The sequence below is a fragment of the Thioalkalivibrio sp. HL-Eb18 genome (assembly GCF_000364985.1).
Taxonomy (GTDB): domain Bacteria; phylum Pseudomonadota; class Gammaproteobacteria; order Ectothiorhodospirales; family Ectothiorhodospiraceae; genus Thioalkalivibrio.
The window spans coordinates 88,845-100,938 of the sequence record NZ_KB822967.1; the positions used below are offsets into that span (position 1 = coordinate 88,845).

A 12,094-nucleotide genomic window follows, 5' to 3' on the forward strand; every position below is an offset into this window, starting at 1 on the left:
GTGAGAGGAGGGGCGATGATCAATACAAGGGATGGGGTCGGACTGGTGGGCTGGGTGGCCCTTGTGTTCCTGGTGGCTTCTGCGGGTGGCTATGCCACCAGCCTGTCGGTACAGGACTGGTACCAGACGCTGGAGCGACCCGAGCTGAATCCGCCCGATGCCCTATTCGGTCCGGTCTGGACCGTCCTGTTTGCGCTGATGGCCGTGGCCGCCTGGCGGGTATGGCGTCGCACCGGCTTCGCGGGTGCACCGCTCGCGATCGGGCTGTTCCTTGCCCAGCTGGTGTTGAACCTTGGCTGGTCCGTACTGTTCTTCGGCATGCAACGGCCCGATCTGGCATTGATCGAGATCCTGATCCTGTGGCCCCTGATTCTGGCGACCCTGATCGCCTTCTGGCGCCATGACCGGATCGCGAGCGCGCTGCTGGTGCCTTACCTGCTGTGGGTGGGCTTTGCGATCTACCTGAACGCGGCAATCGTCCTGCTGAACTAGGGAAACACGGGTCCGCCTGTAATGCGGTCGTCATGTTCGGGGGGTATCCTGACGCGATTTTTTGCGGGAGGGCGTCATGGCCGTACGGGTTGGCATCAACGGGATGGGGCGGATCGGTCGGCTCGCGCTGCGCGCGGCCTGGGATCGCGATGATCTCGAGATCGTGCACCTGAACGAGATCGCGGCCGATGGTACGGTCACCGGACACCTGCTGGAGTTCGATTCGGTGCATGGGCGCTGGGATCGCGAACCCCGGGCCGAAGCCGATAGTATCCGCATCGCCGGGCGCGAGCTGCGCCACACGAGCCATGCCGAGCCGGGGCAGGTGCCCTGGGACGAATCGGACGTGGACATCGTGATTGACGCCACCGGTGCCTTTCGCACCATGGATACGCTTGAGCCGCATTTCACCCGGGGCGCAAAGCGCGTGGTAGTCGCGGCGCCGGTGAAGGACGCACGTGCGCTGAACGTGGTGATGGGTGTCAACGATGCCGCCTATGATCCGGCGCGGCACCGTGTGGTCACCGCCGCCTCCTGCACCACCAACTGCCTGGCGCCGCTGGTGAAGGTGCTGCACCCGGCGCTGTCGATCCGGCACGGGACGATTCTGACGGTACATGACATGACCGCCACGCAGTCGCCGGTGGACCTGCCACGCGACAACCTGCGCCGGGCCCGTGCGGCCGGGTTGAACCTGATTCCGACCACCACCGGCTCGGCGAAGGCGATCGGCGACATCTTCCCCGAGCTGAACGGGCGGCTGAACGGCCACGCGGTGCGTGTGCCGCTGATGAATGCCTCGCTGACCGACTTCACCTTCGAGGCGGCGCGCGAGACCTCCGCGGAGGAGGTCAACGAACTGCTGCGCTCGGCGGCCGTGGGCGAGCTCGCCGGCATCCTGGGCTTCGAGGAACGTCCGCTGGTCTCCAGCGACTTCCGCACCGACCCGCGCTCGTCCATTGTCGATGCGCAGTCGACGATGGTGGTGGATGGCACACAGGTGAAGGTGCTGGCCTGGTACGACAACGAATGGGGTTACGCCAACCGGCTGGTCGAACTGGTCGCGCGCGTGGCCGAGCAGGGCGTGTAGGACGGATGGGCAGCCAGGCCGAAACGCCGAACGCACCGCCCAGCCTGGGCCTGGGCGCCTATGCGCGCATCACCGCGAACTACTGGGCATTCACCGTCACCGACGGCGCGATCCGCATGCTGGTCGTGCTGTTCTTTCACCAGTTGGGCTACAGCCCGCTGGAGATCGCCTTCCTGTTCCTGTTCTACGAGCTGTTCGGGGTGATCACCAACCTCACCGGCGGCTGGCTGGCTGCGCGGCTGGGGGTGAACACGACGATGATCGCCGGGACGCTGCTGCAGGTCGCGGCGTTGCTGATGCTCACGGTGCCGGAGGCGTGGCTGGGTGTGGCCTACGTGATGTTTGCGCAGGCCCTGTCGGGCATTGCCAAGGATCTGAACAAGATGAGCGCGAAGTCCGGCGTGAAGCTGGTCGCCGGCGACGGGGAGGGGCGGCTGTTTCGCTGGGTCGCGGTGCTCACCGGCTCGAAGAACGCGCTGAAGGGGGTGGGCTTCTTCGTCGGCGGCGCACTTCTGTACACCGTCGGGTTCCAGATGGCGCTGGTGATCCTGGCCGGGATGCTGGCCGTGGTGATGCTGTTCTCCATCGTCGGGCTGCCACGCGGGCTGGGCAAGGTCGGCGGCAAGCCGAAATTCACCCAGATGTTCTCGAATTCCACCGCGATCAACGTGCTCTCGGCCGCGCGCTTCTTCCTGTTCGGTGCGCGCGATGTCTGGTTCGTGGTCGCGTTGCCGGTGTTTCTGAGCGCGACCCTGGACTGGAACCACATGCAGGTGGGTGCGTTTCTGGCGCTGTGGGTGATCGGCTACGGGATCGTGCAGGCCTCGGTGCCGCGCTTGCTGGGCCGTGGCGGGCTGCATCCGACCGGGCTGACCGCGCGGTTGTGGGCGTTCATCCTGATGCTGCTGCCCATCGGCATCGTGATCGGCCTGGAGACGGGCCTGGACCCGGCCTGGGTGCTGATGGTCGGGCTGGGCGTGTTCGGCGTGGTCTTTGCGATCAACTCCGCCGTGCACTCCTTCCTGATCCTCGACTATGCGGAGACCGACCGGGTCGCGATGAAGGTCGGCTTCTACTACATGGCCAACGCCGGTGGGCGTCTGGTCGGCACCGTTGCCTCCGGTGCCATCTTCATGGTCTGGGGCCTGGAGGGCGTGCTGATCGCCTCCACACTGTTCATCTTCGCCACCTGGATGATCTCCTCCCTGCTCCCCCGCGAGGCGGCGCGCGTCTGAGACGGTGGTTCGACCGCGGTTTTCAACTCACGGTAATTCCTCGATGACTGCCTCGAGGGTTCGCGAGCGGTAGCGGTCCGCGTGGCGAACCCAGCCGAGCTGGCGGGTGATGGGTGGGGCGGGCCATTCGAGGATGGTCAGGTCGTCGGTGGCCATGGTGCGGGGCAGGAAGCCGATGCCGAGGCCGGCGGCGATCATCATGCGGATGACCTCCAGGTACGGGCTTTCCTGAGCCGCGGCGGCGTGCAGGCCCTGTGCGGCCAGGGCCTGGTCGATCTGGCGGCGGGTGGTGGAGCCCGCCGGCGGCAGGATCGCCGGCCAGTCATGCAGCCGTTGCAGCGTCTCCAGCGGGGCATCCTGGGCGCGGCCGCGGGCGATCATTGGAACAAGCTCATCGGTCCACACGGTGTGCGCCTCGGCGGCCTTCGGCAGATCCTCGGGCAGGGTGGCCAGGGCCAGATCGGCGTCGCCGTGCATGACGGCCTCGATGCCGGCCTCGGAGTCCATGAACGCGAGTTCCAGCTCCAGCTCGGGGTAGCGGGTGCGCAGAGCGGCCAGCGGGGCGGGCAGGCGGTGCAGGGCGATGTGGTGCGAGGTGGCGAGGCGGATGCGGCCGCGCACGACGTGGTCGAGGTCCGCCACCTGCTGCTCGATGGCGTGCAGGCGGGCCAGGATCTCGCGGGCCTCGGGTAGCAGGCGTTCGGCGACCTCGGTGGGCCGCACGCGGCGCCCCTGGCGCTCGAACAGGGGGCGTTGCAGCGTCGCCTCCAGCGACTGGATTCGCTTGCTGATCGCCGGCTGGGTCAGGTACAGCCGCTCGGCCGCGGCGGAGAAGGCGCCGGTATCGACCACGGCCACGAAGGCCTGCAGGGACTCGATGCTGAGCTGTTCCGGGCGCATCTGCCGCCTCCGTGGGATAATGACCGGCTGACTGATGCGGTGCCGGATCGTCCATCTATAACCAGGTGGAATGGTAAAGATAATAAATCGGATTTGAAAGAATAGAAGAGCGGCCGCAGACTGGCAATGCGGTGGTACCGCTCGTCTGTAGGAGGCCAGCCCTCTGGCCGATCCGGCGTCGTGGCCCATCGGCCAGAGGGCTGGCCTCCTACAGGGGGCTTTGGCGGGCACTCACCTAGGGAGACGCTGATTTAATCGCGCGACCGCGTTGGTGCCCCCTGTTTTCCGAGGCAAGGCGCGTCGTGCAGCGGGTAGTGGTTCTACCCGCAAGCGGCGCAACGCAGGATCGGGGAACAGGGGGCACCAACCCGACAAGTGATTGAAAGATCGGGCTCGGCCGCTTTTGCGCGCGCACGGCGTTGCGGTTCCCTTGTGCAGGGTGACTGCACGGCAGTCACCGCGCCTTGTTCGCACGCAAAAGCGACTCGAGCGCGGGCGTGCGATTAAATCAGCGTCTCCCTAGAATATGGCAGGAACATCGCGGCGTGTCCGCGGGAGCAGGTAATGGCAGGCAAGACACTGTACGACAAGCTGTGGGAGGCGCATGTGGTGCGCGAAGAGCCGGATGGCTCGACGCTGCTCTACATCGACCGCCATCTGGTGCACGAGGTGACCAGCCCGCAGGCCTTCGAGGGTCTGCGTCTGGCCGGGCGCAAGCCCTGGCGCGGCGATTCCGTGCTGGCGGTGCCGGACCATAACGTGCCTACCGCCAATCGCGACCGCGGGATCGAGGATCCGGTGTCGCGCACCCAGGTGGAGACGCTGGAGAGCAACGTCACCAGCCTGGGGCTGAAGTTCTTCCCGATGGCCGATGTTCGCCAGGGCATCGTGCATGTGATCGGCCCCGAGCAGGGGGCGACCCTGCCGGGCATGACGGTCGTCTGCGGTGACTCGCACACCTCGACCCACGGCGCGCTGGGTGCGCTGGCCTTCGGCATCGGCACCTCCGAGGTCGAGCATGTGCTGGCCACGCAGTGCCTGTGGCAGAAGAAGACCAAGGCCATGCAGATCCGCGTGGAGGGCGAGCTGCGCCCGGGCGTGACCGCCAAGGATGTAGTGCTGGCGATCATCGGCCGCATTGGCACCGCTGGCGGCACCGGCTATGCGATCGAGTTCGCCGGCTCGGCGATCCGCAGCCTGTCGATCGAGGGCCGCATGAGCGTGTGCAATATGTCCATCGAGGCCGGGGCCCGCGCGGGGATGGTCGCGGTGGACGAGAAGACCATCGAATACGTGCGTGGCAAGCCACAGGCGCCGACGGGCGAACGGTTCGAGCAGGCCGCCGCCTACTGGCGCACGCTGGTCTCCGACCCGGATGCCGAATTCGACGCGGTGGTGGAGATGGATGCCGCCGAGATCGCCCCGCAGGTGAGCTGGGGTACCTCGCCGGAGATGGTCGCGCCGATCGACGGCCGCGTGCCGGACCCGGCGGCCGAGTCCGATCCGGTGCGTGCCGAGGGTATGAAGCGGGCGCTGGAGTACATGGACCTGCAGCCGAACACGCCGATGACCGAGATCCGTCCGGACAAGGTATTCATCGGCTCCTGTACGAACTCTAGGATCGAGGACCTGCGCGCCGCCGCCGAGGTGGTCAAGGGCCGCCGGAAGGCCGAGAACATCAAGCTGGCGATGGTGGTGCCGGGCTCCGGGCTGGTAAAGCAGCAGGCGGAGCAGGAAGGGCTGGACCGGATCTTCCTGGACGCCGGCTTCGAGTGGCGCGAGCCGGGCTGTTCCATGTGTCTGGCGATGAATGCGGACCGACTGGAGCCGGGCGAGCGCTGCGCCTCGACCTCGAACCGCAACTTCGAGGGCCGTCAGGGACAGGGCGGGCGTACCCATCTGGTCAGCCCGGCGCTGGCCGCGGCGGCCGCCGTGGCCGGGCACTTTGTCGAGCCGTCGGCATTGAAGGAGGCGTAAGCGATGCAGGCCTTTACCGTACACCGTGGGATTGTCGCGCCGCTGGATCGCTCCAATGTCGATACCGACGCGATCATCCCGAAGCAGTACCTGAAATCGGTCAAGCGCACGGGCTTCGGGCCCAATGCCTTCGACGACTGGCGCTACCTGGACCCGGGCGAGCCCGGCATGGACAGCTCGCAGCGCCGCATCAACCCGGACTTCGTGCTCAACCAGGCGCCGTTCGACCAGGCGACGATCCTGCTGGCGCGCAAGAACTTCGGCTGCGGCTCCTCGCGCGAGCACGCGGTGTGGGCGCTGACGGACTTCGGTTTTCGCGCGGTGATCGCGCCATCGTTTGCGGACATCTTCTTCTCCAACAGCTGCAAGAACGGGCTGCTGCCGGTGGTGCTGGCCGAGGACGAGGTGCAGGCGCTGTTCGAGCAGGTCGAGGCGAACCCGGGCGCGCAGGTCGAGGTGAACCTGGAAGAGATGACCGTAACGGCGCCGGACGGTACCGTGTTTCGTTTCACGCTCGACGAGGACCGGCGCCACCGCCTGCTGAACGGCCTGGACGATATCGCCCTGACGTTGCAGTACGCCGATGACATCCGCGCCTTTGAGGAGCGCCAGCGCCACGAGTGGCCCTGGATGGCGGAGCACTCGCAGGGCTGAGTCGTGCCCCTTTGTAGGAGGCCAGCCCTCTGGCCGATAGGGCGCCAGGACAGGCCCATCGGCCAGAGGGCTGGCCTCCTACAGGTAGAGAAGAAATTCGATGGATCTGATGGTTAGGAGAGGTTTGTGAGCCGAATTCTGGTATTGCCCGGGGACGGGATCGGGCCCGAGATCGTGGCCGAGGCGCTGAAGGTGCTGGAGCGCGTCGGCGAGATCGGAGGGCTGGATCTGGAGATCGAACAGGGCCTGATCGGGGGCGCGGCGCATGACGCGGCCGGGCACCCCTATCCGGAGGCCACCCGCGAGGCGGCGCGCCGCGCCGACGCCATCCTGCTGGGCGCGGTCGGCGGCCCGCAGTACGAATCGCTGGAACGTGATCTCCGCCCCGAGCGCGGGCTGCTGGGCATCCGTTCGGATCTGGGGCTGTTCGCAAACCTGCGCCCGGCGATCCTGTATCCGCAGCTGGCCTCGGCCTCCACGCTGAAGCCGGAGGTGGTCAGCGGGCTGGATATCCTGATCGTGCGCGAGCTGACCGGCGGGATCTACTTCGGCCAGCCGCGCGGGATCGAGGAGCGTAACGGCGAGCGCTACGGCTTCAATACGGCCGCCTACAGCGAATCGGAGATCGAACGTATCGCCCGCGTCGGCTTCGAGGCCGCGATGAAGCGGGGCAAGCGCCTGTGCTCGGTGGACAAGGCCAACGTGCTCGAGGTCTCCGAGCTGTGGCGCGAGGTCGTCGAGCGCGTCGGGAAGGAATTCCCCGAGGTCGAGCTGTCTCACATGTATGTGGACAATGCCGCGATGCAGCTGGTGCGGGATCCGAAGCAGTTCGACGTGATGGTCACCGGCAACATGTTCGGCGACATCCTGTCCGATGCCGCAGCCATGCTGACCGGCTCCATTGGCATGCTGCCCTCGGCCTCGCTGAACAGCGAGGGGGTCGGTCTGTACGAGCCGATCCACGGCTCCGCGCCGGATATCGCCGGACAGGGCAAGGCCAATCCGATGGCGACCGTGCTGTCGGTCGCGATGCTGCTGCGCCACAGCCTGAACCGCAATGACCTGGCCGAGCGTATCGAGCAGGCCGTGGGGCGGGTGCTGGATCAGGGCCTGCGCACGCCGGACATCTTCGGCGAGGGTATGACGCTGGTGGGTACCCAGGGGATGGGGGATGCCCTGGTGGCCGCGCTGGAGAGCTAGGCGTGGTCGTGAATGATGCGATTCGCAGCGCTCGTCGCATCCTACGAACGGGTCAAAATATCAATAGCTTGAAGATTATAATTAAACCGGGAATGAACGATGAGTGACCGCAAGTTTGACGTGGCCGTGGTGGGCGCAACCGGCGCCGTCGGCGAAACCCTGCTCTCCATCCTGGCGGAGCGCGACCTGCCGTTGGGCCGTGTGCATGCGCTGGCCAGCTCGCGCTCGGTCGGCAAGACGGTCGCCTTCGGCCGCCGCGAGCTGGAGGTGGAGGATCTGGCCGCCTTCGATTTCTCCACCGTGCAGATCGGGCTGTTCTCGCCGGGGGCCTCGGTGTCCGCGGAGTACGCGCCCAAGGCGGCCGCGGCCGGTTGCGTGGTGATCGACAACACCTCGCAGTTTCGCTACGACCCGGAGATCCCGCTGGTGGTACCGGAGGTCAATCCCGAGGCCGTTGCGGGTTACAAGAAGCACGGGATCATCGCGAACCCGAACTGCTCCACCATCCAGATGCTGGTGGCGCTGAAGCCGCTGCATGACGCGGTCGGCGTCGAGCGCATCAACGTCGCCACCTACCAGGCCGTCTCCGGCACCGGCAAGGATGCAATCGAGGAACTGGCGCACCAGACGGCGGCGCTGCTGAACGGCCGCCCGGTCGAGTGCAACGTCTATCCCAAGCAGATCGCCTTCAACGCGCTGCCGCACATCGATGTCTTCCAGGACAACGGCTACACCAAGGAAGAGATGAAGATGGTCTGGGAGACCCGCAAGATCATGGGCGACGAGTCCATCCTGGTGAACCCGACCGCCGTACGCATCCCGGTGTTCTACGGCCATTCCGAGGCCCTGCACATCGAGACCCGCGAGAAGATCAGTGCGGAAAAGGCCCGCGAGATCCTGTCCGCTGCACCCGGGGTGACGGTGCTGGACAAGCACGAGGACGGGGGCTATCCGACTGCCGTGACCGAGGGTTCGGGCAAGGATGCGGTCTTCGTCGGACGCATCCGCGAGGACATCTCGCACCCGCGCGGGCTGGACCTGTGGGTGGTGTCGGACAACGTGCGCAAGGGGGCCGCGCTGAACACAATCCAGATTGCCGAGGTTTTGATCCGGGATTACCTGTGATTTAATCCGGTAAAAGTCCGGGAAAATTCATACCCGGCAACACGCGGTCAGGGGGCGCTGGGGCTTTTATTTAAGCCCCATGCGATGACAGGCCGCGCGGCACATTCAGGGGGGATTCGTGCACAAGTTACTACTCGGGCTACTGCTCTTGCTGCTGGTTGCACCGGCATCATCGAATTCGGTGAGTTTTGGTGAGGTCAACCTGCAATCCCATCTGAACCAGACCTTGCGGGCGGAGATTCCGCTGCGAGGCGGTGCCGCGGCCAGTGATTCGCTACAGGTGCGTCAGGCTTCGGAAAACGAATACCGGCGCGCCGGCATGAGCCGCGGCAGCGTGCCGGGCGACCTGAACATCCAGGTTCAGGGTGAGGGGGCGGATCGCCGGGTGATGCTGACCACGCGCCAGCCGGTGCGCGAGCCGTATGTGGGCATCCTCCTCGAGGCCCGCTGGGATGGCGGGCGCTCAATGCGTGAAGTCTCCCTGTTGCTTGATCCGCCGGACACCATGCCTTCCGGGGCGGCCGCTCCGGTCCCGCGTGACACCGCCCGGGAGGCGCCGCGTCGACAAGAGGCGCCAATGCCGCGTGAAGGTGAGGCCTACACCGTGCGTAGTGGCGATACCCTTTATCGCATCGTGGAGCGCGCGGGTCTGGCCGGCATGGCGGATCAGGCGATGCTGGCGTTCCTGGAGGCCAACCCCGACGCGTTTTCTGACGAGAACATCAACAGCCTGCGCGCGGGCGCTGAACTGACCGTCCCGTCGCGCTCGGAGCTGGAGTCGCGTAGTGCGGCCGAGGCGCGGCAGGAAGTGCAGCGACAGGTTCAGGCCTGGCGCGAGGGAACGGTGACCGCAGCTCGCGAGGAACCCCAGCCGGAGGAAGCGGCCGAGGCCGAGCCGGAAGTCGAGGCGGTCCCGGAAGAGGATGAGGCGGTAGCGGCGGACGATGAGGCCGTGTCCGAGGACGACGAGGCCGCCGCGGATGATGCCGTGGCCGCCACGGACGAGGACGATGAAGCGGTGGCGGCCGACGACCGCCTGGAGATCGTGACAGAACTCCTGCCGGAGGCGGATGAAGGGGCGGCGGCCGCGGCCGAGTCCCCCGACCTGCTCCAGGAAGCCATGCTGTCCCAGCGCGCCGAGATGGAGGGGATGCGCGAGCAGATCACCGAACTGCGCGAGGAACTGGGTGAGCGTGGCCGCCTTGCGGAGCTTTCGAGCGAGAACATGGCGGAGCTCGAGGAGCAGCTGAGCCAGCTGCGGGCGGAACGCAATGAACTGATGGCACGGCTCGATCGGGCAGATGCCGAACGCAATGCGCCGCTGCACGAGCGGATCATGAATGATCCGCTGCTGCTGATGATGGCGATTGCGCTGGTAATCCTGCTGCTGCTCGTGTTGCTGGCCTTTGCGCGTGGTGGTCGGCGCGAAGTGGTGGTTGAAGAGCGTGCTTCCGGCATGCCGGCGCGGGCGGACAACAGCGGTGTGTGGGCCGCGGCGGCGGATCCCGCCGGCTACGAGGCACGTGAGACCGATAGTGCCGGCGCGGGATCGGGCGGCGCCACTACTACAGCCGTAGCTGGCGGGGCTGCTGCGGGCCTGGCGGCCGGAGCTGTCGCGGGCAAGGACGATGATCGCGAACCGCTGGCGGATTCGGACGAGCCAGAGGAGTCGGTGAGTGAGCCTGTAGTGGTGAGCTCCAGTGGCGATGCCTCGGTGGACGACGTTCTGGCCGAAGTGGATGTTTGCCTGGCCTACGGGATGAATGATCAGGCCGAGGAGACCCTGACCCAGGCCATCGAGGGCGACCCGGACAATACCCAGTATCGTCTGAAGCTCGTCGAGGCGCGCGTGGCGCTGGGCGACGAAGAAGGCGCCCGCGAGGCGGCATCCAACCTGCGCGAACGCCTCCCGGCGGACGATGTTGAAACGCGCAATCATCTGGCGGAGCTGGAATCGCGCATCGGTGGTGCTGGTGATGACAGCGCAGGGCCCGCGGGCGCTCCGGCGGGGGTAGAAGGTCTGGGCGCTGCGGTGGAGCCGCAGGCGGCAGATGACGGCGAAGCACCGAACGAGATCGATTTCTCCGGCCTGGATCTCCCGGATGTGCAATCCGAAGCCGAAGATCTCGGTAACACCGCCGAGCCGCAGGAAGAGACGGACTCCGGGCTGACCTTTGATTTTGACGAGACCTTCGATGAAGGGGCTTCGACGCCAGCGGAGCAGACCCCTTCGGAGACGGACGAAGCGCGTAGCGATGACCTGAATGACTTGTCGTTCGATATCGACGACAGCGACCTGCCGAACCTGGATGAAGAAACCCGGGAGGATGCGGCCGGGAGTGATATCCCGGCACTGGATCTGGGCGACGAGGACCTGCCGGCTGCGGGCCAGGAAGATGCCTTGCCGCGAGAGGACGGAGAGTCCTCGCCCATCGGCGCAGACGAAGACAATGAAACGCGCCTGAGCCTGGCGCAGGCCTATGCGGACATGGGCGATGACGAAGGTGCTCGCGAACTGATCGACGAGATCGTGGCCACCGGGTCGGAGGATCAGAAGGCGAAGGCTGAGGCGATTCGTCAGCAGCTGGAGAGCTCCTGAGCCGCCAAACTGTGTTGTGAAGCAGTATCCTGTCGCGATGATGCGGCAGGGCTTCGACAGGGAACAAGAAACGGCCGGGTTGGCGTCCCTCTGGGCGCTCCCGGCCGTTTTGCTGGTGTCGGTGGCTTTGGCGACCGCAAAGCCGGCCGTGGTCCTGGCAGTACTGGTCGGGGCGGCGGGGCTGGTATGGCTCGGGCCGTTCGCCTGGCGTCGCTGCGGGCGCCTGCTCTGGCGGTTGAAATGGTTCTATCTCTCGTTGCTGGTGTTCTTCGGCGTATGGCCAGTCGAGGCGCAAGGCGGTTCGGCACTGGCCGGCCTGAGCGAGGCCGCGTGGCGCATCGGGGCGCTGGCGCTGGTGGTGGTTCTGGTGGTCTGGCTGACCGAGCGTTTCTCGCGAGAGGAACTGGCCTCGGCGCTGTCGTCGTTGTTGGCGGGCCCTCGGGGTTGTTTTGGCGCGTGGGGCACACGCTTTTCGCAGCGGCTTTTTCTGGCTCTGGCGCTGTTCGAGTCGGATCGGGTCAACACCGAATGCGAACGTGAGCAACTCCGTGGTGGTTGGCGTGAACGACTGCAGGCGGCGCGCGACTGGCTGATTGTTCGGCTGGACCGTGCCTTGAGTGGGGACGTGCCCGCGCCAGCGGGGGGCGAGTTCAATCAGGGCATGGCTGGAGTCCGGAAAGGGGGCGCGAGGGCCGTGGTGTGGTTGTGGATGGTTGCGGTCGCAGGTGGCTGGATTGCCTGGTGGTGGTGATCGGGTGATGACAAATACGACGTCGACAATGCGTGATGCAGACCGGGTGCCTCGAGCGGTACGGCAGCGAT

Annotated in this window: 10 protein-coding genes; 9 read left to right on the plus strand and 1 reads right to left on the minus strand. The window is 66.4% G+C overall.

Annotation, left to right across the window (positions count from 1 at the left end; genetic code table 11):
• Positions 1 to 15 precede the first annotated feature (15 nt).
• The 3 genes from F813_RS0107745 to arsJ all read left to right on the plus strand — a co-directional run bounded on the left by F813_RS0107745 (position 16) and on the right by arsJ (position 2,817).
• Complete coding sequence (locus F813_RS0107745) at positions 16 to 492, plus strand: TspO/MBR family protein (RefSeq protein WP_017926119.1); 477 nt, start codon at positions 16 to 18, stop codon at positions 490 to 492.
• A gap of 76 nt (positions 493 to 568) precedes the next feature.
• Entirely contained in the window at positions 569 to 1,582 is a 1,014-nt protein-coding gene (locus tag F813_RS0107750) for an ArsJ-associated glyceraldehyde-3-phosphate dehydrogenase (RefSeq protein WP_017926120.1), read from the plus strand.
• 5 nt (positions 1,583 to 1,587) lie between these two features.
• On the plus strand, positions 1,588 to 2,817 hold the full coding sequence (arsJ, locus tag F813_RS0107755) for an organoarsenical effux MFS transporter ArsJ (protein WP_017926121.1): 1,230 nt from the start codon (positions 1,588 to 1,590) through the stop codon (positions 2,815 to 2,817).
• A gap of 27 nt (positions 2,818 to 2,844) precedes the next feature.
• Here the strand turns inward: arsJ and F813_RS0107760 are convergent, their stop codons facing one another.
• Positions 2,845 to 3,717, minus strand: coding sequence for a LysR family transcriptional regulator (locus tag F813_RS0107760; protein ID WP_017926122.1), 873 nt, complete (start codon positions 3,715 to 3,717; stop codon positions 2,845 to 2,847).
• Positions 3,718 to 4,281: 564 nt separating this feature from the next.
• On the opposite strand from F813_RS0107760, the gene leuC reads away from it, so the two are divergent.
• From leuC to F813_RS0107790, 6 genes are all read left to right on the plus strand, one after another.
• Positions 4,282 to 5,694, plus strand: coding sequence for a 3-isopropylmalate dehydratase large subunit (leuC, locus tag F813_RS0107765; protein ID WP_017926123.1), 1,413 nt, complete (start codon positions 4,282 to 4,284; stop codon positions 5,692 to 5,694).
• A gap of 3 nt (positions 5,695 to 5,697) precedes the next feature.
• Positions 5,698 to 6,348, plus strand: a complete 651-nt coding sequence (gene leuD, locus F813_RS0107770) for a 3-isopropylmalate dehydratase small subunit (protein WP_012982737.1) — start codon at positions 5,698 to 5,700, stop codon at positions 6,346 to 6,348.
• 126 nt (positions 6,349 to 6,474) lie between these two features.
• Positions 6,475 to 7,548, plus strand: coding sequence for a 3-isopropylmalate dehydrogenase (gene leuB, locus F813_RS0107775; protein WP_012982736.1), 1,074 nt, complete (start codon positions 6,475 to 6,477; stop codon positions 7,546 to 7,548).
• Positions 7,549 to 7,647: 99 nt separating this feature from the next.
• Positions 7,648 to 8,673, plus strand: coding sequence for an aspartate-semialdehyde dehydrogenase (locus F813_RS0107780; RefSeq protein ID WP_012982735.1), 1,026 nt, complete (start codon positions 7,648 to 7,650; stop codon positions 8,671 to 8,673).
• Between the two features lie 181 nt (positions 8,674 to 8,854).
• Positions 8,855 to 11,272: a FimV/HubP family polar landmark protein gene (locus F813_RS0107785; RefSeq protein ID WP_017926125.1), complete on the plus strand. Its 2,418-nt coding sequence runs from the start codon at positions 8,855 to 8,857 to the stop codon at positions 11,270 to 11,272.
• Between the two features lie 37 nt (positions 11,273 to 11,309).
• A complete protein-coding gene (locus F813_RS0107790; RefSeq protein ID WP_026148198.1) occupies positions 11,310 to 12,023 on the plus strand; it encodes a hypothetical protein in 714 nt (237 codons plus the stop codon).
• Positions 12,024 to 12,094 lie beyond the last annotated feature (71 nt).

Excerpts from the sequence above, each read along its gene's own strand:
- leuC (WP_017926123.1), top strand. The coding sequence starts at position 4,282 with ATGGCAGGCAAGACACTGTACGACAAGCTGTGGGAGGCGCATGTGGTG.
- F813_RS0107790 (WP_026148198.1), top strand. The coding sequence starts at position 11,310 with ATGATGCGGCAGGGCTTCGACAGGGAACAAGAAACGGCCGGGTTGGCG.
- F813_RS0107780 (WP_012982735.1), top strand. The coding sequence starts at position 7,648 with ATGAGTGACCGCAAGTTTGACGTGGCCGTGGTGGGCGCAACCGGCGCC.
- F813_RS0107745 (WP_017926119.1), top strand. The coding sequence starts at position 16 with ATGATCAATACAAGGGATGGGGTCGGACTGGTGGGCTGGGTGGCCCTT.
- F813_RS0107750 (WP_017926120.1), top strand. The coding sequence starts at position 569 with ATGGCCGTACGGGTTGGCATCAACGGGATGGGGCGGATCGGTCGGCTC.
- arsJ (WP_017926121.1), top strand. The coding sequence starts at position 1,588 with ATGGGCAGCCAGGCCGAAACGCCGAACGCACCGCCCAGCCTGGGCCTG.
- leuD (WP_012982737.1), top strand. The coding sequence starts at position 5,698 with ATGCAGGCCTTTACCGTACACCGTGGGATTGTCGCGCCGCTGGATCGC.
- F813_RS0107760 (WP_017926122.1), bottom strand. The coding sequence starts at position 3,717 with ATGCGCCCGGAACAGCTCAGCATCGAGTCCCTGCAGGCCTTCGTGGCC.